Genomic DNA, 20,532 nt, shown 5'->3' with positions numbered 1-20,532 from the left:
CTGGGCCGGGCCCCGGAGGGGTACTTGCAGCGTCCCCTGCATGGCCCACCCGCCCGGCCAAGCGCGGCTTTTGATTGTGCCCCTGCGCCACGAGGGGCTCAGCCGTTGGCCGCAGACCTTATCGACCCGCGCGCAATGCCGCCGCCTCCGCCCATCGCGCCGCCACCCGCGGAGCGGTGATGCACACCGCCTGATCGGTCACCGTGGTCACCGCCCGCTCCAGCAGCTGGATGTCCGCTTCGTGCTGGCGCGCCACATGCGGATCCTCGAAGAAGATCGCGCGCTGGCAACGACCTTCCAGCACGCGGTCGGCAATCTGCGCATCGCCGCCCATCGGACCGCTCTGGTAGCGCGTCACCCACGCCCTGTCCGCGGGCCAGCCGCGGCTCCAGGCCAGCTCGTTCAAGCGCTGGCCGGTGGTGCCGGTAGCTACGCGTTCGCCGAAGCGCGCCAGCACGTCAAAGTGCTCATCGGCGAAGGCCAGCATCGCTGGCTTCATCGCATCGTGTGCGATCAGCGCCAGCGTCTGCCCTTCGAACGCATGCAGATTGTCGGCGCCTGCATCGGCAGCCAGGCCCGAATGGATGCGCTCAACCTCGATCCAGTCGCGGGCGGTGGCCACGGTGGAAATGAACGGCTTGCCGTGGATCACGCACTGGCGCTTGAGCGCGGTCGCCTCGGGGAACACCGAGGAGGGATCGACCGGATCCATCAGGTAGACCGCACCGTCCAGCGTACGCTCGGCGCCCATGCCCACCACTTCGGCCACCAGCTTCATCAACCCGCCTTCGCGACCGTACGGATAGCGCTGCAGACCGTCGTAACCGGCAAGAAACCCGTTGCGCTCGATCGCCTCGTGGGTACGCCCGACCGCACACAGGGTCACGCCCAGTTCGCGCAGCCCGGGTTCGCTGGCGCGCAGCCAGCGGAACAGTGCCGCGCGCGCGTCGTGGTGATGGAGACGGTTGGCGGCCAGGCCGATGCGCATCGAGAGCTCCGGGATCGGTAGAAGCGGCAGTGTATGTCGCTATTGGCGGTTTCGGAGCGTTTTACACATTTCCTCATTGTTGCTGGGAAATGCTTCGCTAGCGTGGCAGGAGGTCGTACCGCGATGCGGCCATGCCCCTGCATGCGACATGAGGATGTCCACCGTGAATGTCGCTGGCGCCCTGGCCCGCATCGTCGCCCTGTCGTTGTTGTCGGCGCCGGCCTGGGCCGGACAGTGCCAAGGCCCCATCCTGCTTGCCTACCCCGCCGATCGTGCACCGCTGTCATCCAGTCTGGACGACGCGCCACAGGGCCTGGTGGCGGTCTACCTGGCGCTGCTGCAGGAGCAGTACGCCACGCTGCGCGCCACACCGGTCGCGGCGACGGCGCTGGCTGCCGGCGCGCTGCCTGCCGGGACGCACGCCGTGCTCGGCTGGCCACGCGCGCAGAAACCGAAAGGCTGGGTGGTCAGCGTGCCCTACCTGCAGGTGCCGCAGGTGATCGTGCGACGCCCTGATGCGCTGCCGATCATCGGCCTGGATGGACTGCACGGTCGCGGCGTGGCCAGCCCCGACATCGTGCCACTTGCCCGGATGCTGGAGGAATCGGGTGCGGAGGTGCCACTGCTGCAGGTGGCGTCGCTGGACAAGGCACTGCAGCTGCTGAGCAGCGGCCAGGTCGATGCGGTGGTGGGCAATCTTGTGGAAGTGGAAGCCACGCTGCGCAGTCAGCCTGGCGGCGGGTTGGACGTGGCAGCGCCGGCCGGCTTCAGTGATTCACTGGTATTGGCCGCACTGCCGGCATGCGCGCATCTGGTGGCACGCTTCAACCAGCTGCAGGCAGGCATGACGCCGGAGCAGCGCGAGGCCTTGCGGGCACACTGGATCTCGACATCCCCTCGCCGTGGCTTCGCGCCGGTGTCGCCCCTGCGCGGGTCGATCGCCGTGCTGCTGGCGCTGCTGACAATGGGCCTGGTGTATGCATTCGGTTACTGGCGACTGCACCGCGAAGGCCTGCGCAGGCAGGCGCTGGAACAACGCCTGCAGGAGGTCACCGCCAACCTGCCGGCGGTGGTGTACCAGGCGCGGCGCAGCAGCACCGGCGAGTACAGCGTTCCCCACATTGCAGGCGACGTGCACGCCCTGTTCGGGGTCAGCGTGGATACCGCGCGGGTCGACCATGGAAGCCTGCTGGCTGCAGTCCATCCGCAGGATCGCCGCTCGGTACTGGCCTGCGTTGACGCCGCCGCGCTGGTGCGCGGGCCCATCGACATCACCTTCCGCACGCGCGGCCCCAACGGCTGGCGCTGGGTACGTTCCCACGGGCGGCCGATTGCCTGCAGCGACAGCGGCGTGGAATGGAGTGGATACTGGATGGACGTCACCGAGGCGCGCGCACGTACGCAGGCACTGAACGATGCCCGCCGTGATGCGGAGCAGGATGCGGCCGCGAAGGCCCATTTCCTGGCCACCATGAGCCACGAGATCCGCACGCCGATGAGCACGCTGCTGGGGATGCTGGAGTGCCTGGGCAGCGGCGCACTGGATGCGCGCCAGCGCCAGGTACTGGCGACCATCGATGATGCCGCGCAGATGCTGCGCCAGATCCTCGATGACGTGCTGCACAGCCAACGCCTGCAGTCCGGGCCACGGTCACCGCAGTGCCTGCCCACCGATCTGGCCGGACTGCTGCGGGCGGTGCAGCGCCTGCTGGCTCCGGTGGCGGCAAGCAAAGGTCTGCATCTGCGCTGCGAGGTGGATCCCGTGCTTCAGCGTGGGTCGTTGGCGGATGCGCTGCACCTGCGCCAGATCCTGTTCAACCTGGCGGGCAATGCGCTGAAATTCACCCTGCAGGGCGGGGTGGACCTGCAGGTGCGGGTGCTGCAGCAGCACGAGCATGGCCAGCAGCTGCGGCTGCAGGTGACCGACACCGGAGTGGGTATCAGCCGCGAGCGCCAGCGGGCGGTATTCGCTGCGTTCACCCAGGCCGATGCGTCCACCACCCGGCGCTTTGGTGGCAGCGGCCTGGGCCTGGCGATCTGCCGTGAACTGGCGGTATCGATGGGCGGACAACTGCACCTGTGCAGCACGCCGGGCGCGGGCACCACGGTGTGGCTGGACCTGTACCTGCCGGCCTGCGAGGCGCCATTGGTGGAGCATCGTGATGATGCGGCGGGCCTGCCAGTGTTGCCGCCGGTGCGGGTACTGGTCGCCGAAGACCATCCCACCAACCTGCAGCTGCTGGTCCAGCGGCTGCAGGAACTGGGCCTGCAGGTGCATGCCACGGCCAATGGCGAGCAGGCATGGCAGGCGTGGCAGGCACACCGCTTCGCGCTGGTCATCACCGATTGCCACATGCCGGGCATGGACGGCTTTGCCTTGGCCCGCGCGATCCGCGCCGATCCACGGGCCGACGCAGCGCGGGTACCGATCATCGCGTTGACCGCCAGCGTGCTCGACAGTACCCGTCAGGCCTGCCTCGACGCTGGCATCGATCATTTCATCGCCAAGCCGGTCGAGCGCGACGCACTGCACGCCACGCTCGCCGCAGTGCTGACACCGCTGGCCGGTCTGTCAGTGCGCCAGTAGCCGGACGATGCTGGCGGCGGCGTCGCGACCTTCGGCCACTGCGGTCACCACCAGGTCGGCACCACGCACCGCGTCGCCACCGGCGAACAGGCGCGGATGGGCGGTCTGGAAGGGCAGCTTGCCCTTGCCTCCGGCGAGGATGCGCCCGTTCGCCTGGCCCTCCACGCCATGCTCGGCCAGCCACGATGGCACGCTGGGCGAGAAACCGAACGCGATGATCACCACGTCCGCTTCCAGCAGCGATTCGCTGCCCTCGATCTGCACCGCGTTCTGGCGGCCGTTGGCATCGGGCTCGCCCAAGCGCGTCTCGATGACGGTGACCCCGATCACTTCGTCATCGGCACCGGCTTCGATCGACAACGGCTGACGGTTGAACAGGAAGCGCACGCCTTCCTCGCGCGCATTGGCTACTTCGCGCGCGCTGCCCGGCATGTTGGCTTCGTCGCGGCGGTAGGCGCAGGTGACCTTGGCTGCGCCCAGTCGCACCGCACTGCGCACGCAGTCCATGCCGGTGTCGCCACCGCCGAGGACCACCACGCGCTTGCCATTGAGGTCAGGCAGGGCGATCTGGTCTTCCCAGCCGGCGATCGGCCGGCCCTGCGGATCATCGCCGCCGACGATGCGGCTGTTCTGCACCAGGAACGGCAGTGCCGGCAGCACGCCTTTCAGGTCCTGGCCGTCGAGGCCACCATCGGTGTAGCGGTAGGCGCCGGTACCGACGAACACCGCATCATGGCTGTCCAGCAGCTGCTGCAGGCTGATGTCGCGGCCGATCTCCACGCCGAGGCGGAACTGCACGCCCATGCCTTCGAGCACGTCGCGGCGGCGGCGGATCACGTCCTTGTCCAGCTTGAAACTGGGGATGCCGAACTGCAGCAGGCCACCGACCTGCTCGTAGCGGTCGTAGACCACCGCGGTGATGCCGGCATGCGCCAGGCGATCGGCACAGGCCAGGCCTGCCGGGCCGGCACCGATCACGGCCACCGTGTGGCCGGTGGGCTGCACCGCCGTCATGTCCGGCCGCCAGCCGGTGGCCAGTGCCGTGTCGACGATGTACTTCTCCACCGCGCCGATGGTGACTGCGCCAAACTCCTCCAGCGTGCAGCTGCCTTCGCACAGGCGATCCTGCGGGCACACCCGGCCGCACACTTCCGGCAGCGGGTTGGTGCTGTGGCACAGCGTGGCCGCTTCGTGGATGCGGTTTTCCTGCACCAGCTGCAGCCATTGCGGGATGGCGTTGTGCACCGGGCACTTCCAGCTGCAGTACGGGTTGCCGCAGTCCAGGCAACGGCCGGCCTGGTACTGCGCATCTTCCTTGCCGAACTTTCCGTACAGCTCGCCCCAGTCGCCGGAGGTGCGCAGTTCGACCGGGATGCGCTGCGGCATGGTCCGGGGCAGGTCGAGGAACTGGAAGGCGTGCTTGCGGCTCATGATCGTCTCGGCAGTGCGGTGCGCGCGCTCACGCGGCGCGGCGCAGGGTTTCGGTCAGCGACTCGATGCTGGCGGCCTTGGGTTTGACCAGCCAGAACTTGCCGATGTAATCGCGGAATTCGTCCATGATCTGCTGCGCCCAGATGCTGCCTGTCAGCTCGCGATGACGGCCGATCAGGCGGTGCAGGTGCTGGCGGTAGTTCTCGAAACCTTCGGCGGACACGCGATGGATGTCGATCAGCTCGTGGTTGTAGCGGTCGACGAAATCGCGGTCCACGTCCAGCACGTAGGCCAGGCCACCGGTGAAGCCGGCACCGAAGTTGAGGCCGACCTTGCCCAGCACCAGCACCACGCCGTCGGTCATGTACTCGCAGCAGTGATCACCGGCGCCTTCCACCACCGCCAGTGCGCCGGAGTTGCGCACGGCGAAACGTTCACCGGCGCGGCCGGCGGCGAACAGCTCGCCACCGGTGGCGCCGTACAGGCAGGTGTTGCCGATGATCGCGGTGCTGCGTGCCTCGAAGCGTGCGCCACGCGGCGGACGCACCACCAGGCGGCCGCCGGCCATGCCCTTGCCGACGTAGTCGTTGGCTTCACCTTCCACTTCCAGATGCAGGCCACCGACGTTGAAGGCACCGAAGCTCTGCCCGGCGCTGCCACGGAAGCGCAGGTCCAGCGGCGATTCGGCCATGCCCTGGTTGCCGTGCGCGCGTGCCACCGCGCCGGCCAGGCGGGTGCCGACGCTGCGGTCGGTGTTGTGGATCAGGAAGCGGTGTTCGCCGCCGCGCTTGTGCTCGATGGCCTCGGCCAGCAGGCCGTCCATCTGCGTGGCCAGGCTGTCCGGTGATTCGTACAGGCGCTGTGCGGCGCAGTGGCTGCCCGGGTAGTTGGCGTCGGCCAGCAGCCGCGACAGATCCACGCGCACGTCCTCGCGTGGCGAGACCTCAAGCTGGCGCAGCAGGTCGGTACGGCCGACGATCTCCTGCAGCGAGCGTGCGCCCAGCACCGACAGCCAGCCGCGCACTTCCTCGGCCAGCAGGCGGAAGAAGTTCTCCACGCGCTCGGGTTGGCCGGTGAAATGGTTCTCGCGCAGGCGCTCATCCTGGGTGGCCACACCGGTGGCGCAGTTGTTGAGGTGGCAGATGCGCAGGTACTTGCAGCCCAGCACGATCATCGGCGCGGTGCCGAAGCCGAAGCTGTCCGCGCCCAGCAGCGCCGCCTTGACCACGTCCAGGCCGGTCTTCAGGCCGCCGTCGGTCTGCAGCAGGGTGCGCCCGCGCAGGTCGTTGGCCACCAGCGCCTGGTGCGCCTCGGCGATGCCCAGTTCCCACGGCACGCCGGCATAGCGGATCGAACTGACCGGCGACGCACCGGTACCGCCGTCGTGGCCGGAAATGGTGATGAGGTCAGCGCCGGCCTTGACCACGCCGGCGGCGATCGTACCGACGCCGGCATGGCTGACCAGCTTCACCGACACCAGCGCGGTCGGGTTGACCTGCTTGAGGTCGTAGATCAACTGCGCCAGGTCTTCGATGGAGTAGATGTCGTGGTGCGGCGGCGGCGAGATCAGGCCGATACCGGGCCTGGCATAGCGCAGCCGCGCGATCAGTTCATTGACCTTGTGCCCGGGCAGCTGGCCGCCTTCGCCGGGCTTTGCGCCTTGCGCGACCTTGATCTGCAGCACTTCGGCATTGACCAGGTATTCGGCGGTGACGCCGAAGCGACCGGACGCCACCTGCTTGATCTTGCTGCGCTTGTCGGTGCCATAGCGTGCCGGGTCTTCGCCACCTTCGCCGGAATTGCTGCGGCCACCGAGGCGATTCATTGCAATGGCCAACGCCTCATGTGCCTCGGGCGAGAGCGCACCGAGGCTGATCGCTGCGGTATCGAAGCGCGGGAACAGCTCGCCGGCCGGTGCGACCTCGTCCAACGGTGTCGGCGTGGCCGCCGGCACCAGCTGCAGCAGGTCGCGCAGCGCCGACGGCGGCCGCGCATGCACGGCATCGCAGTACTGCTGCCACGCACGCGGGTCACCGCTGCGCGCCGCGCGCTGCAGGGTGGTCACCACGTCCGGGTTGTACATGTGGTATTCGCCGCCGTGCACATACTTCAGCAGGCCGCCGACATCCACGCCCTGCTGCGCATCCCAGGCCTGCGCGCACAGTTCACGTGCATCGGCATCCAGGCGCGCGAAGCCGGCGCCGCCGATGCGCGAGGCGGTATCGGGGAAGCACAGGTCGACGACCTCCGGCTCCAGGCCGATGATCTCGAACAGCTGCGCACCGCGATAGCTGGCCACGGTGCAGATGCCCATCTTCGAGATGATCTTCGACAGGCCCTTGTAGATGCCCTTGCGGTAGCGGCGGCCGATCTGCGACTGCTCGCCGCCCTTGCTGAGCTTGAGGATGCCGCGACGACCCAGGTCGAACAGGGTCTGGTAGGCCAGGTATGGATAGACCGCCGTGGCACCGAAGCCGAGCAGGCAGGCCATGTGGTGCGCGTCGCGCGCGGTGCCGGTTTCCACGATCAGGTTGACGTCGCAGCGCAGGCCCAGGCGCGACAGGTGGTGGTGGATGGCACTGGTGGCCAGCAGGGCGTGCACCATCGGCCGCCCAGCCACCGGGTAGCGGTCGGACAGCAGCAGCATCACCATGCCATCGCGCGCGGCCTGTTCGGCTTCGGCGCAGATGCGTTCGATGCCAGCACGCAGGCCTTCCTCTTCGCTGTAGGACAGGTCGAGCAGGCGGTTGGCCTGCACGTACTGGTCCATCTTCAGCAGCTGGCGCAGCTTGCGCTGGCTCAGCACCGGCGAATTGAGGATGACGTGGTTCACCGTCTCCGGGCCGGCATGGAAGATGTTGGTCTCCTTGCCGAGCTGGGTGGACAGGGACATCGCGCAGTCTTCGCGCAGCGGATCGATCGGCGGGTTGGTGACCTGCGCGAAGGCCTGGCGGAAGTAGTCGTACAGCGGACGGCTGCGCTGGCTGAGCACGGCCATCGGCGTGTCATCGCCCATCGAGCCGGTGGCTTCCTGCTCGGTCTCGGCCAGCGGCCGCAGCACCTGCTCCACTTCCTCGCTGCTGAGCTGGTACAGCTTGTGGTAACTGCGCAGGGTGCTTTCGTCGAACGGCTCTTCCACCAGCGACGGATCGATCAGTTCGGTCTGCAGGTAGGTGACGCCCTGCTGCAGCCACTGCTTGTACGGTGCGCGGCCGCGGTTGATGCGATCGATGGCTTCCGAATCGAGCAGGTCTCCGCGCTTGAGGTCGATGGCGATCATCTCGCCCGGACCGAGCTTGCCCTTGCGCACCACGCGCTCGGTCGGCACTTCCCACACACCCGCTTCGGAAGCGACCAGGAAATGGCGATCGGCAGTCAGCATCCAGCGCGCCGGGCGCAGGCCGTTGCGGTCGAGGGTACACACGGCGTAGCGGCTGTCGCAGGCGACGATGCCGGCCGGGCCGTCCCATGGCTCGCTGTTGAGGCCGTGGAATTCGTAGAACGCCGCCAGGTCCGGGTCCTTGAATTCCAGCGACTGCGTTGCCGGCGGCACCAGGATGCGCAGGGCCTGGATGAGTTCCATGCCCGCGGACACCATCAGTTCCAGCATGTTGTCCAGGCTCTGCGAATCGGAGCCGTGCATGGAGATGACCGGATCGAATTCGCCGATATCGAAGCGCGGCGTCTTCCACACCTTGCTGCGCGCCTGCGCCCAGCGCCGGTTGCCTTCGATGGTGTTGATCTCGCCGTTGTGGGCGAGCATCCGGAACGGGTGCGCCAGCGGCCAGCGCGGCAGCGTATTGGTGGAGAAGCGCTGGTGGAACACGATGGCGCTGGAGGCCAGTTCGCGCCGCTGCAGGTCCGGGAAGAAGCGGCTGAGCTTGTCCGGCAGCACCATGCCCTTGTAGCTGATGGCGTTGGGGCTGAGCGTGGTGACGTAGTAGTCGGCATGCGCGCGCAGCTGCTGTTCGCTGCGGCGGCGGGCCAGGAACAGGGCCAGGCCGAAGCCGGCGTCATCCTGGCCGACGCCGGCATCGACGAACACCTGCTCGATGCGCGGCAGGGTGTCGCGTGCCAGTTGGCCACAGACGCTGTCGTCGGTCGGGACCTCGCGCCAGCCGGCCACCTTGCAGCCCACCGCTTCGATCTGCTGCTGCAGCTGTGCACGGCAGGCCTGCGCGGCGTCGGCATCGTGCGGCAGGAACACCAGGCCGGCGGTGAAGCGCGCGCCGACGGCAATGCCCGCTTCACTGGCCAGCAGTTTCAGGAAGGCATCGGGGCGGCGCAGCAGCAGGCCGCAGCCATCACCGGTCAGGCCGTCGGCGGCGACACCACCACGGTGGGTCATGCGCGAAAGCGCGGCGATGGCGGTATCGACCAGCAGGCGCGAAGGCTGGTCGTCGAGCTGGGCGACCATGCCAAATCCACAGGCATCGCGCTCGGAGCGCGGGTCGTAAAGCCCTTGGCGGTTGCGGGGGGCCATCTCTACCTCGATGCAGATTGAAATGAACGGGGACACTCCTGCCCGCCCAATCCCTGGAGCGCATCGTGAGGCCACCGGATGCCTCGACTAGATCACAGGTTGCTGCAACGCCGCAATACACGGTTGCAGCCGCAACCAAAGCGCCGGCAAACGCATGCCGGCGCGGGATGGGTCAGCCGCAGCGGACGCCGCTGACCACGTCCTTTGCGTCCACTTCGATGTTCAGGCGATCGCCCAGGAACTCCATCGTGGTGACGTCATTGGGGTGCAGGACGCGGATCTGCTTGGCCGCCGCATCTTCCTGGGCCTGCTTGCCCAGCGCATCGGTATAAGCCTGGCCGACCAGGCTCTGCACCTGGCTGGCGTCGCAGTTGCCAACCGGCGGTGCTTCGGTGGCCTTGCCGGCTTCGTCGGCCGGCGCCTTGGCAGCTTCGGCGGCCTGCTGTGCGTGGGCGGTGGCCGAGTCCTGCTCATCCAGCGACGGCGCCTGGCAGGCGGTCAGGGCCAGCACGGCCGGCAGCAGCAGGGCGGAGAGGGAACGGGCGCGGATCGGGAACGACATCATGACTCCGGAAGGGAAGGGACGGTGAAAGGCCGAGCATAGCGGCGAACCCACCCTCACGTGTTTGTCTTGCGTTATTGACGTGGCCACGCCGCGTCGATCGGCAGACTGATGGCATGCCCGCCACCCCTACACCCGAACGCCAGGCCGCGCGCGCCGCCGGCCTGCGCTACGTCGATGACACCCAGCCCGGGTTCAGCCGTGTCCGCGCCGGCAAAGGCTTCTCCTATCGCGATGCCGATGGGCATGCCGTGCGCGATGCCGCCACGCTGCAGCGCATCCGCTCACTGGCGGTGCCCCCGGCCTACACCGCGGTGTGGATCTGTGCCCATGCCAACGGCCATCTGCAGGCCACCGGCCGCGACGCACGCGGGCGCAAGCAGTACCGTTACCACGCCGACTGGGCGGCGGTGCGTGATGCGGGCAAGTTCGACCGCATCATCGCCTTCGGCGAAGCGCTGCCGGCGCTGCGGCGGCGTCTCGGCCGTGACCTCAAACGCAGCGGTTTCCCGCGCGAGAAGGTGCTGGCGGTGGTGGTCGCGCTGCTGGCAGACACGCTGGTGCGCGTGGGCAACGAGACCTATGCGCAGGAGAACAAGTCGTACGGCCTGACAACGCTGCGCAACCGTCACCTGGACCTGCTTCGGGGGGGCCGGGTGCGCATGCGCTTCCGCGGCAAGTCCGGCCAGTTGCATGAGGTGACGGTGGGCGATCGTCGGCTGGGCGCGCTGGTGCGCAGCGTGCAGCAGCTGCCGGGGCAGGCCCTGTTCCAGTACCGCGACGACGTGGGCGAGGTGCAGCCGGTGGATTCGGGCGCGGTGAACGACTACCTGCGCGAGGTGATGGGTGAGGATTTCACTGCCAAGGACTTCCGCACATGGGGCGGCACGATGGCGGCAGTGCAGGCCTTCGCCGCAACCGAGCTGCCCGAACCGCCCAGCCAGCGCGCGCTGGCCAAGGCGCAGCGCGAGGTGGTGTGCCAGGTGGCCGCGCGGCTGGGCAATACTCCGGCGGTATGCCGCAAGGCCTACATCGATCCCTGCGTGTTTGCCGGCTGGGAACGCGGCGAGCTGACCGCACTGGCGGGCCTGCGCGGCCCGCGGCAGTGGGAACAGGCGACGCTGAAAGTGCTGCGTCGGGCGCGGCGGCTGAGCCGCAAGGCAGGTCAGCCGCAGTAGATCGCGGTGATGTTGTTGGTGCGGCCCTTTTCGATGGTCAGGCGCTCACCGCCTTCGCTGGCCGGCGGCACGCGCGGACCGTCGTGACGCAGTACCTGCACGTGCAGGCTGTCGCTGTCGACGCGGGCGCGCTCGACGGTGGCATCCGATGCTGCCAGACCGACCGCGCCGCGCACCATGTCCGAATGGCACTGGCCGGAAATCACGCCATCGATCGGCTGGATCTGGGCGACGGGGCTGCTGCTGCAGGCGGCGAGAGCGAAGCAGACGGCGGCGGTGGCAATGGCATGTTTCATGGGGGACGTTCCTCGTGTTGTGGCCTGCAGGGTGCGACGACACGCGTGGTGGCGGAATGAATGCCGTACACGCGATGGACACGGCGCGATCACTGCCGCCAACAGCCTGCGTGGGGACACTGCACGAGCGGCGCACGCCGCCCCCGGTACTGCGGCCCACGCGCCCCGGTAGTGCCGGCCGCTGGCCGGCAACCCCAATTCCCCCGAGGAGACCTGCATGGCCACCACCAGGAAGACCCCCGCCCGCCGCAAGGCATCGCCGAAGGTTCGCAAAGGCACCCAGGCCGCCCCAGCCGCCGCCGAAGCCACCACGTCCGAGCGCCTGCGCGTGGTGAAGACCGCCACCCGCAAGGCCGCTGCTTCCGACCCGCGCGCCGCGCGTGTGGCAGCGCGGCAGCGGCGCCTGCAGGACCAGGAAAAAGCGAAGGACATACGCGCAGCGAAGAAGGCAACGAAAAAGGCGGCAAAAAAGACCGCCACCCAGGCCGGTCCGCGCCGTCAGCCGGAGGCGATGCCGGCGCAGCAACTGGCCAAGCCGGGTCATGAGCATGCGCTGGAACTGGCGCCGCGCTTCCTCGCCCCGGACTACGTCGGCAGCGGCAAGCTGCAGGGCATGCGCGCGATCGTCACCGGTGGCGATTCCGGCATCGGCCGCGCGGTGGCGGTGCTGTTCGCCCGCGAAGGCGCTGACGTTGCGGTACTGCATCTGGACGAAGCCGAGGACGCCGAGCTCACTCGCCAGCACGTGGAGAAGGAGGGCGGCCGCTGCGTGGTGATCGCCGGCGATGTGCGCGATCCGCGCTTCTGCAACAAGGCAGTGAAACAGGTGGCCAAGGCCTTCGGCGGCATCGACATCCTGGTCAACAACGCGGCGTTCCAGCTGCACTGCGAGCGCCTGGAAGACCTGGAAGACGCGCACCTGCAGGAAACCCTGCAGACCAACATCGGCGGCTACATCCAGATGGCGCGTGCGGTGCTGCCACATCTGGGCGAGGGCGCCAGCATCATCAATACCGGTTCGGAAACCGGCCTGTTCGGCAGCAAGGCGCTGATCGATTACTCGGCCACCAAGGGCGCCATCCATGCGTTCACCAAAGCACTGGCCAGCCAGCTGCTGCCGCGCGGCATCCGCGTCAACTGCGTGGCGCCGGGCCCTGTGTGGACACCGCTGAATCCCGCCGACAAGCGGGCAAAGGACGTGGCCGAGTTCGGCAAGGACAGCGACATGGGCAGGCCGGCACAGCCCGAAGAACTGTCGCCAGCCTATGTGTTCCTGGCCTCACCAGCCTGCGCCAGCTACATCAACGGGGTGATCCTGCCGGTGATGGGCGGGCCGCGCGGTTAGCGCGCGGCGGAATAGAAACCGGCGATGCGCGGGATGAACTGCTGCGGATTGGCGCCGACCAGATTGGTCAGCACGACAACAGCGAGGTCGCGCTCGGGATAGACGATGAAGGCCGAGCGCGCGCCGCCCATGCCACCCACCTGCAGGTCGGGCGCGGTGTTGAACACCGGCCAGCCTGCGGCCCAGTCGCCGGCGCTGCCATCGTTGAGGCGCTCGCCCGTCCACATCTGCTGCACCGCGCGCCGCTCCAGCAGGCGTCCATCCTGCAATGCAACCAACCAGCGCGCGGTGTCGTCGGCCGTGGTGAGGATGCCGCCCCCGGCCCACAGGCTGGGCGGCATGTCGTAGAACCAGTGCGACAGCCGTGGTGTCGCATCCTTCGCATCGGTTGCGCGTGGCAGGTAGCTGTACATCGTCGCCGCATCCGGGACCAGGTCGTAGCTGTCCCCAAACGTGGTGCGTGCCATGCGCGCGGTGGAAAACTGGCGGGTGGCCAGGAAGCGTTCGTAGGGCATGCCGGATTGCTGCGCGATGATCCGCGCCAGCAGCACGTAGTTGGTCTGGTTGTACTGGAAGCGCTCGCCCGCCGCGGCCTCTGCCGGCAGCGCGCGGACTGCCTGCCATGCGTCCTGTTCCGAGCCACCGCCCAGCAGTCCTTCTGCATCGAGGATATCGGGCAGGCCAGAGGTGTGGGCAAGCAGTTGGCGCACGCGTACCGCACGCCAACTTCCGGGCAGGTCATCGAGATAGCGCGAGGCCGGTGCGTCGAGATCCACCCGCCCGTCCTCTGCCAGCTGCGCCAAAGCGACGCCGGTGAAGGATTTGGTGGCCGAGTTGAGCGGGAACCGTGTGCTGCGGGTAGCGACTACGCCGTTCTCGACGTTGGCCAGCCCGTAGGTTTCCGACAGCACCACCTGGCCATCCTTGACCACGGCGATCTGCAGGCCCGGAATGCGCTGTTCCTGCATGGTCTGGCGGATGAAACGGCGGGTCTGGTCGTTGGCCTGGTCCTGGTTGGCGGAGACAGCGGCGAAGGGCAGCAGGCTGATGATCATGAGCAGGGTTCGTAGCGTCTGGCGAGGCATGCGGGATCCCGGAGGGCAGGAAGATCGGCGGCGATGACGGCCGCCGCAGGTGTCAGGCCAGGGATCGGATGCGCGCGCGGCGTAAAAGGTTTAAGCCGGCCGCGCGCCCTACCGTTTGTCGGCCCATGACTTCCGGGGGGTTGACTACAGGTGTCGTCATGGCAACAGTAGCGACACGTGTAGTCAAGGGAGTGTTGTCATGCGTGGCAAGACCATCGGGGACCAGGAACTGGCCCTGCTGCAGTATGTGGATGAGCAGGCGCCGGCCAGCGTCGGCGAGGTCGCCAGCGGCTATGGCGAACCGCGCGGACTGGCCCGCTCCACGGTGTTGACGATGATGGAGCGCCTGCGCGCCAAGGGTTACCTGCAGCGCCGGCAGCAGCAGGGCGTCTACCGTTACCAGCCCACCCGCGGCCCGGAGAGCGTGCTGCAGGGCGCCGTCGCCCAGTTCGTCGACAACACCCTGCAGGGCTCGGTCTCGCCGTTCGTGGCGTACCTGTCGCAGCGGCAGAAGGTCAGCGACAACGAACTGGCCGAACTGGAAGCGCTGGTGGCCGAACTGCAATCGCGTCGCCAGGAGGACTGAGCCATGGATACCTCGATGTTGATTCCGATGCTGGAGCGGCTGGGCTGGACCAGCCTGCAGACCGTGCTGCTGGTGGCGCTGGTGTACCTGCTGTGCCGCGCATTGCCGTCGCTGTCGGCGGCCACCCGTTGCCGCTTGTGGTGGCTGGTATCGCTGCAGGCCGTGGTCGGCCTGTTGTGGAGCCAGCCGCTGCAGTTGGCCTGGCTGCCCGCACCCGATGCGGTGGCAATGACGACCGTGGATCTTGCCGCAGACGCCATGTACACGATGGCACCGGAGGCATCGGCGCACCTGCTGGCGAACACGCCGATGGGCGATGTCGGCAGCACGCCGGTGGCCTGGTGGGCATTGGCACTGGCCGCGCTGTGGATGTCCGGCGTCCTGCTGATGGCGTTGCGGACCTTCGGCGAATGGCGCCGTTGCCGCGCGCTGCTGGCTGCGTCGTATCCGTGCGAGGACCAGGCACTGGTGCAGGCGCTGCAGCTGGCCGCGGATGCGCACGGCCTGCGCCGCGCACCACGCCTGTGGATGAGCGACCAGGTTGATGCGCCGCAGCTCGTCGGGCCGTTCCGTCCGGTGCTGCTGCTGCCGGCGGGAATGAACGCCCTGCAGGGCGATGCCCTGGATCTTGCGCTGACCCACGAGCTGCAGCACCTGCAGCGTCGTGACCTGCAGTGGGGACTGCTGCCGGCCCTGGCCCAGCACCTGTTCTTCTTCCATCCGCTGCTGCGCCTGGCCGTGCGCGAATATGCCCAGGCCCGCGAGGAAGCGGTGGATGCGGCCGTGGTCGGCCAACATGGTGCCAGCCGCCATGCCTATGGCCGCCTGTTGCTGCAGCTGGGTGTGGCGCCGCAGCCGCACCTCGGCGTGGCCAGCGCAGCGCCCAGCACCACCAGCCTCAAGCGCCGCCTGCTCTCGCTGCAGTCGCACCGGGCGTGCCCGCGCCTGCTGGCCGTCGGCTTGACCCTGGTGGTGTTGGCCGTGGGTGTGGCGCCGATGCGCCTGGTGGCCGCCCCAGTTCCGCCCGCGCCGCCGGCACCGCCGCGTGCTGTGCCAGCGCCGCCGCCGCCAGCCGCGCCTGCCGCCCCCGCGGCCCCCGCGGCACCGCCAGCGGCCGCCGTGCCTGCAGAGCCTGCCGACTGGGCTGAGCCGGCTGAGCCGGAAGAGCCTGCCGATGCTGACGAGTACGACGAGCAGGACACGAGCACCCACACGCGCTCCGAAACCACGATCGTCACCCACGGCCAGCTCGATCTCGGCACGCCGCCGCAGCAGGCCTTTGTGCTCGTCGATCATGGGCAGGCGTTCGCCAATGCCGGCATGGACGATGTAATGCAGGCGCGCAGCCGGATTGGTGACGGCCCGGCACTGTGGTTCCGTCAGGGCGACAAGCGCTACGTGGTACGTGATCCGATGCTGATCCAGTCGTTGCAGCGTGCCTATGCCGGCGCCGCCGATCTGGGCCGCCAGCAGAGTGAACTGGGGCGCCAGCAGAGCGCGTTGGGCCGTCAGCAGGGTCAGCTCGGCCGCGAGCAGGGCGAGCTGGGCAGGCTGCAAGGTGAAGAGGCGCGTGAGATCGCCCTCGCCGCCGCACGGGCTGCGCGCAGTGCGCTCAACGATCGCGACATCAACCGTGAAGCGGCCGCCGAAGCGGCGCGGGCCACCCGTGGCGCGGTGGATGATGCGGCGATTGCACGGCAGGCAGCGGCTGAAGCACAGCGCGCGTCACAGGTTGCCCGCAACCAGGGGCTGCAGTCCGAGCGCAGCCGCGAGATGAGCCGTCTCGCCAGTCAGCAGGCTGCGCTGGGAAGCCAGCAGGCCGTGCTGGGCAGCAAGCAGGCGGCATTGGGTGAGCGCCAGGCACGCCTGCAGGTGCAGGCCGCGAAGCAGGCAGAGCAGGTAATCGCGCGTGCGCTGGCCAGCGGCAAGGCCGAGCGGCTCTGATCGTGCGGTAGCGCCGGGCCACGCCCGGCGAGCGCAGCGGTGCAGTTGGCAAGGGAAGTCGCCGGGCATGGCCCGGCGCTACCCGAAGGGCCCGGATCAGCCGCAGCTGGCGCGCTCGATGCGGTTCTGCGCGTCCACCTGCACGGTCACGCGGTCCTGGCGGAAGTCCATGGTGACGGCCATGCCGGGCTTGACCACGCGTGCATTGCGCGCGCCGCTGTCTGCAACCAGCTTCTTGATCGTCGCTTCGTCGGCGGTCTTGCCGGTGAAGCTTTCCAGCTTTTCAGGCTTGCACTCCTGGGGGCCGTCAGACACCTTGGCCGGCAGACTGCCGACCTCGGCGGAGGCGTTGCCACCGGCATGGCTGCAGGCCGCCAGCGGCAGGATGGCCGCAAGCAGCAACAGGGAGGATCGACGCATGGAAGTACTCCTGGGTGGTGTTCAGTAGCGGCAGTGTCGCCGGGACGTGTGTCAGTGATGTCAACGCGGCCTGAACCCGCCCTTCCCGATCATCCGCTTACCAGCGCCAGCGTCTCCCGCTCGCGCTGCTCTTCCCGCACCAGCCGCTGCAGCAGCAGCGCCAGGGTCACCACGTCCTGGTGGTTATGCTCGGCCACCCGGCGCAGGTTCACCGCATCGCCGCCGCGCAGGAAACGCAGCCACGCAGCGGGGGCTTCCGAACCGGGCAGATCGTCCTCGCGCACCACGCGCAGCAGTTGCCGCTCGATGGTGGACAGCTTGCAGTTCTCCCACGTGCCGCGATAACGGCGGCGGGTGGGATAGAGCAGGTCGACGTGGTCCAGTGCGGTGATGGGATCGGCTTGCCGGGCCAGCCGGTAACGCGTCTTCAGCAGTGGTGCGTCGTAGCTGCGGCCGTTGTAGCTGCAGAACACGGTATGCGGCTGCAGCCAGTGGGCGAAGGTGGCCAGCATGGCTTCTTCAGCGGCCATCGTGGAGATCAGCAACTGGCGGATGCGCAGGCCCTCGCCGCGCTGCGGGCACACGTGCCAATCGGCGGCGCCGATCATGAAGGCGCGGGTGCCGGTGCCGCCGGCCAGGCCGGTGGTTTCGGTATCGAAGAACAACAGGTCGCGCGCGGACACGTGCTGGTCTTCGCGCTTGGCGAACGCCAGCGACAGCGGCATGGTGGGAATGGCCTGCGGCTGCAGTGACTCGATCAGGAACAGGCCGGGCGCGATTTCTTCGCCGGGCAGCTGGCGGTCCTGCGCATTGGCGCGTGCCGGCGCCGGGCCGCCACGCGAGCGCATGCCGAGCAGGCGATGCAGGCTGCCGACCTCGGGCCGTCGCAGTGTTGCCGGCGCAGGCGCGGAGGTGGCCGGGCCGGTCGGCTTGTGGCGGATCTCCTGTTCCACCCAGGCAAACACCGAACGCTCGGCCGGCGGCTGCCGCGCATCGTTGGCGGCCACGGGGGCCGGTGGCGTGTCCTGTGCCGGCGCGGCAGGCGTGGCTGCTTTCGGGTCACCGGCCTGCTTCCGCAGCAGGCGCAGCTTGTCCAGGCTCAGGCTCACGGGGCGATCAGCTCCACCGGGTCGCGCGTGCTCACCACTGCGTCGGCGACATGCTGGCAGGCATCGGCATCGAACAGGTCGAGCACGCGCAGCGCCAACGCACGCGGCGAGGTTTCATCTTCTTCCTGCGCGGCCAGCACCGGGCCGACGCAGGCCGGGCAACCCGCCCTGCAGTCGCAGCGCTGTACCAGTTCGCGCGCGCGCTGCACCAGCTCGGCCTGGCGCTGCCACAACGGCTCGCTCAGACCGACGCCACCGGGGAAGTTGTCGTACAGGTAGACGGTCGGCACGAACTCCTGCAGCAGTTCCACCGCGCCAGGCTCGCCATCGCTGCCACGCAGCTGGCCGCGGCCGCTCTGGTCGGCAATCGCGATCCAGGTGCCATCGCCGTTGCCCACCGACTTCTGCAGGTCGCGCGCATCGGCCATCACCGCCACCGTGGCAACGATATGCAGTGCATAGGCCGCACCGAGGAAACCATCCAGCGCGTCCTGCTTGCTGGCGAAGGCGCGCAGCAGCAGCGCCTGCGGCAGCTGCCACCATACTGCGGTGGTGTGCAGTTCCTGGTCGGGCAGGTTGACCGGGCCGTAGCCGATGTTCTCGTGGGTGTAGTAGCGGATCTTCTTGTAGCCGGCCACGCGCCGCACCACGTGCACTTCGCCATGGTGCGAATCACCACGGCCGGCCACGCCGCCATCGAAACGGTCCAGCACCTTGAGCTTGGTGAAGTCGATGCTGTCGGTGTAGTAGTCCACGTGGGTGCGGGTGACGTAGGCCTTGCGGCCTTCCCAGTCCAGCGTTTCCACCTGGTAGGGGGTGGACTGCACCATGTGGATGGCGCCTTCGTACAGGGTGAGCGCGGCAGCCGAATAGTCGACCTCGGCGATGATCTGCTGGCGGCCATCGCTGCGGTCGACCACCACGAAGTTGCCGTCGGCCACCGCGCGCAGGCTGACCGCGTTGGCCGGGTAGCTGTCGGCGATCCATTCCCAGCGCTCACCTTCGCGGTGGATCACCTCGGTTTCGGCCAGTGCTTCCAGGAACACTTCCGGATCGATCGGGCCGAAGCCATCGCCGACCCGGAACGGCAGTTCAAACGCCGCGCAGCGGATGTGGTCGAACAGGATCAACGGCTGGTCGGGCGCGATGCGCGCGTGTTCCGGCGACGCTTCGGCGAAGAAGTCCGGATGGCGCACCACGTACTGGTCCAGCGGCTGCGAGCTGGCCACCATCACCCCGAGTGCAGGTTGCTGGCGGCGACCGGCGCGGCCGAAGCGCTGCCAGGTGGCGGCCACGCTGCCCGGATAACCGTTGAGGATCACCACGTCCAGGCTGCCGATATCCACGCCCAGCTCCAGCGCCGAGGTGCTGACGATGCCGTCGATGTTGCCGGCACGCATCGCACGCTCGGTTTCGCGGCGCTCGGTGGGCAGGTAGCCGCCGCGGTACGCGCGGATGCGCGCTGGCTTGCGCGGGTCGTGGTCGAAGATGTCCTTCAGGTACTTGGTCAGCACCTCCACCATCAGCCGGGTCTGCGCGAACACAAGCGTCTTCAGCCCGGACTTGATCGCGATGCGGGCGATGCGGTTGCTCTGCGAACGCGCCGAGGCACGCAGGCCCAGGTCCGGGTTGATCACCGGCGGGTTCCACAGCAGCACCTGCTTCGGCCCACTCGGTGCGCCGGATTCAGTGATGGCGGTGACCGGCGCTTCGATCAGCGCCTCGGCATGCGCCTGCGGGTTGCCGATGGTGGCCGAGCACAGGATGAACTGCGGTTGCACCCCATAGAACGCGCAGATGCGCTTGAGCCGGCGCAGCACGTTGGTGACGTGGCTGCCGAACACACCGCGATAGGTGTGCACTTCGTCGATGACGATGTAGCGCAGGTTCTCGAAGAACTGCGCCCACTTGGTGTGATGCGGAAGGATCGCCTGGTGCAGCATGTCCGGGTTGGAGACCACGATGTCGCCATGCAGGCGGATGGCCTGACGGGCATCGCCGGGGGTGTCGCCGTCGAAGGTGAAGGCCTTTACCCCGAGGTCGCCGGCGCGGTTGAGCTCCAGCAGCTCGGCCACCTGGTCCTGGGCCAGTGCCTTGGTCGGGAACAGGTACAGCGCCTTGGCCTTGTCCTGCATGGCGGCGCTGACCACCGGCAGGGTGTAGCACAGCGACTTGCCGCTGGCAGTGGGGGTGACGATGGCCACGTGCTCGCCACGCTGGCTGGCATCCCAGGCCTCGGCCTGGTGGCTGTAGAGCTGCTCGATGCCACGTGCCTTCAGTGCCGCGGCGAGCGCCGGTGGCACCGAAGCGGGAATCGGCGCATAGCGGCCTTCGCGGCCGGCAATGGCGAAGCTGCCGGTGATGCGGTCCTGGTAGCGGCGCTGCAGGCGTGCGCTGAGCAGGGCGCCATCGCGGGCGGGCAGGCCGTCGCGGGTGGCGAGCTGCTGCTCCGCATCGGCGGTGCGCTTGGCGAGTTCGTAGGCCATGGGAAGAGGATTTTCAGGGGGTCACATGGCAC

The 20,532-nt window shown here is 68.5% G+C and carries 14 protein-coding genes; 5 read left to right on the top strand and 9 right to left on the bottom strand.

Annotation, left to right across the window (positions count from 1 at the left end; all coding sequences use genetic code 11):
- Window positions 1-118: 118 nt before the first annotated feature.
- Complete coding sequence (locus tag MRBLST15_RS16065; protein ID WP_265951969.1) at window positions 119-988, bottom strand: methylglyoxal synthase; 870 nt, start codon at window positions 986-988, stop codon at window positions 119-121.
- Window positions 989-1,142: 154 nt separating this feature from the next.
- Between MRBLST15_RS16065 and MRBLST15_RS16060 the strand changes: the two genes are divergently transcribed.
- A complete protein-coding gene (locus MRBLST15_RS16060; protein WP_414716157.1) occupies window positions 1,143-3,575 on the top strand; it encodes a response regulator in 2,433 nt (810 codons plus the stop codon).
- Here MRBLST15_RS16060 and MRBLST15_RS16055 read toward each other — a convergent pair.
- The 3 genes from MRBLST15_RS16055 to MRBLST15_RS16045 form a co-directional block, all read right to left on the bottom strand.
- Window positions 3,561-5,006 carry an FAD-dependent oxidoreductase gene (locus MRBLST15_RS16055; protein WP_180164675.1) on the bottom strand — a complete coding sequence of 482 codons (1,446 nt, stop codon included), beginning with the start codon at window positions 5,004-5,006 and terminating at the stop codon, window positions 3,561-3,563. The two genes, MRBLST15_RS16060 and MRBLST15_RS16055, sit on opposite strands and share 15 nt — an antisense overlap.
- 28 nt (window positions 5,007-5,034) lie before the next feature.
- Window positions 5,035-9,489, bottom strand: coding sequence for a glutamate synthase large subunit (gltB, locus tag MRBLST15_RS16050; RefSeq protein ID WP_367786741.1), 4,455 nt, complete (start codon window positions 9,487-9,489; stop codon window positions 5,035-5,037).
- Between the two features lie 172 nt (window positions 9,490-9,661).
- Window positions 9,662-10,051, bottom strand: coding sequence for an I78 family peptidase inhibitor (locus MRBLST15_RS16045; RefSeq protein WP_367786739.1), 390 nt, complete (start codon window positions 10,049-10,051; stop codon window positions 9,662-9,664).
- 116 nt (window positions 10,052-10,167) lie between these two features.
- Here MRBLST15_RS16045 and MRBLST15_RS16040 point away from each other — a divergent pair, with 116 nt between their 5' ends.
- Complete coding sequence (locus MRBLST15_RS16040) at window positions 10,168-11,229, top strand: DNA topoisomerase IB (RefSeq protein WP_265951973.1); 1,062 nt, start codon at window positions 10,168-10,170, stop codon at window positions 11,227-11,229.
- Here MRBLST15_RS16040 and MRBLST15_RS16035 read toward each other — a convergent pair.
- A complete protein-coding gene (locus MRBLST15_RS16035; protein ID WP_100461762.1) occupies window positions 11,217-11,525 on the bottom strand; it encodes a hypothetical protein in 309 nt (102 codons plus the stop codon). The genes MRBLST15_RS16040 and MRBLST15_RS16035 overlap by 13 nt on opposite strands.
- A gap of 217 nt (window positions 11,526-11,742) precedes the next feature.
- Between MRBLST15_RS16035 and MRBLST15_RS16030 the strand changes: the two genes are divergently transcribed.
- Complete coding sequence (locus MRBLST15_RS16030) at window positions 11,743-12,870, top strand: SDR family oxidoreductase (protein WP_367786737.1); 1,128 nt, start codon at window positions 11,743-11,745, stop codon at window positions 12,868-12,870.
- On the opposite strand, the gene MRBLST15_RS16025 is transcribed toward MRBLST15_RS16030, so the two are convergent.
- Window positions 12,867-13,925 (bottom strand): serine hydrolase domain-containing protein, encoded by a 1,059-nt coding sequence (locus tag MRBLST15_RS16025; RefSeq protein WP_367786735.1) that lies wholly within the window; start codon window positions 13,923-13,925, stop codon window positions 12,867-12,869. The two genes, MRBLST15_RS16030 and MRBLST15_RS16025, sit on opposite strands and share 4 nt — an antisense overlap.
- 229 nt (window positions 13,926-14,154) lie before the next feature.
- On the opposite strand from MRBLST15_RS16025, the gene MRBLST15_RS16020 reads away from it, so the two are divergent.
- The gene (locus tag MRBLST15_RS16020; RefSeq protein WP_025876036.1) at window positions 14,155-14,541 is read left to right on the top strand and encodes a BlaI/MecI/CopY family transcriptional regulator; all 387 of its coding nucleotides are present in this window, start codon (window positions 14,155-14,157) and stop codon (window positions 14,539-14,541) included.
- Between the two features lie 3 nt (window positions 14,542-14,544).
- Window positions 14,545-16,485 (top strand): M56 family metallopeptidase, encoded by a 1,941-nt coding sequence (locus MRBLST15_RS16015; protein WP_367786733.1) that lies wholly within the window; start codon window positions 14,545-14,547, stop codon window positions 16,483-16,485.
- 96 nt (window positions 16,486-16,581) lie between these two features.
- Here MRBLST15_RS16015 and MRBLST15_RS16010 read toward each other — a convergent pair whose 3' ends face one another.
- The 3 genes from MRBLST15_RS16010 to MRBLST15_RS16000 form a co-directional block, all read right to left on the bottom strand.
- Window positions 16,582-16,905 carry an I78 family peptidase inhibitor gene (locus MRBLST15_RS16010; RefSeq protein WP_367786731.1) on the bottom strand — a complete coding sequence of 108 codons (324 nt, stop codon included), beginning with the start codon at window positions 16,903-16,905 and terminating at the stop codon, window positions 16,582-16,584.
- 89 nt (window positions 16,906-16,994) lie between these two features.
- Window positions 16,995-18,014, bottom strand: coding sequence for a ribonuclease H-like domain-containing protein (locus MRBLST15_RS16005; RefSeq protein WP_265951979.1), 1,020 nt, complete (start codon window positions 18,012-18,014; stop codon window positions 16,995-16,997).
- Complete coding sequence (locus MRBLST15_RS16000) at window positions 18,011-20,500, bottom strand: DEAD/DEAH box helicase (RefSeq protein ID WP_265951980.1); 2,490 nt, start codon at window positions 20,498-20,500, stop codon at window positions 18,011-18,013. The genes MRBLST15_RS16005 and MRBLST15_RS16000 overlap by 4 nt, the downstream gene beginning before the upstream one ends.
- Window positions 20,501-20,532 lie beyond the last annotated feature (32 nt).

Origin of the sequence: Stenotrophomonas sp. LST15-1-1.1, assembly GCF_040815575.1 — a bacterium.
Taxonomy (GTDB): domain Bacteria; phylum Pseudomonadota; class Gammaproteobacteria; order Xanthomonadales; family Xanthomonadaceae; genus Stenotrophomonas; species Stenotrophomonas lactitubi_B.
The sequence above is the reverse complement of the archived record's forward strand: the minus strand, read 5'-3'. Positions and strand labels throughout refer to the sequence as shown.

Bases quoted from the DNA above. Each gene is read 5' to 3' on its own strand.
- MRBLST15_RS16060 (WP_414716157.1), top strand. From the start codon at position 1,143: ATGTCCACCGTGAATGTCGCTGGCGCCCTGGCCCGCATCGTCGCCCTG.
- MRBLST15_RS16020 (WP_025876036.1), top strand. From the start codon at position 14,155: ATGCGTGGCAAGACCATCGGGGACCAGGAACTGGCCCTGCTGCAGTAT.
- MRBLST15_RS16055 (WP_180164675.1), bottom strand. From the start codon at position 5,006: ATGAGCCGCAAGCACGCCTTCCAGTTCCTCGACCTGCCCCGGACCATG.
- MRBLST15_RS16035 (WP_100461762.1), bottom strand. From the start codon at position 11,525: ATGAAACATGCCATTGCCACCGCCGCCGTCTGCTTCGCTCTCGCCGCC.
- MRBLST15_RS16010 (WP_367786731.1), bottom strand. From the start codon at position 16,905: ATGCGTCGATCCTCCCTGTTGCTGCTTGCGGCCATCCTGCCGCTGGCG.
- MRBLST15_RS16065 (WP_265951969.1), bottom strand. From the start codon at position 988: ATGCGCATCGGCCTGGCCGCCAACCGTCTCCATCACCACGACGCGCGC.
- MRBLST15_RS16040 (WP_265951973.1), top strand. From the start codon at position 10,168: ATGCCCGCCACCCCTACACCCGAACGCCAGGCCGCGCGCGCCGCCGGC.
- MRBLST15_RS16025 (WP_367786735.1), bottom strand. From the start codon at position 13,925: ATGATCATCAGCCTGCTGCCCTTCGCCGCTGTCTCCGCCAACCAGGAC.
- gltB (WP_367786741.1), bottom strand. From the start codon at position 9,489: ATGGCCCCCCGCAACCGCCAAGGGCTTTACGACCCGCGCTCCGAGCGC.
- MRBLST15_RS16030 (WP_367786737.1), top strand. From the start codon at position 11,743: ATGGCCACCACCAGGAAGACCCCCGCCCGCCGCAAGGCATCGCCGAAG.
- MRBLST15_RS16000 (WP_265951980.1), bottom strand. From the start codon at position 20,500: ATGGCCTACGAACTCGCCAAGCGCACCGCCGATGCGGAGCAGCAGCTC.
- MRBLST15_RS16045 (WP_367786739.1), bottom strand. From the start codon at position 10,051: ATGTCGTTCCCGATCCGCGCCCGTTCCCTCTCCGCCCTGCTGCTGCCG.
- MRBLST15_RS16015 (WP_367786733.1), top strand. From the start codon at position 14,545: ATGGATACCTCGATGTTGATTCCGATGCTGGAGCGGCTGGGCTGGACC.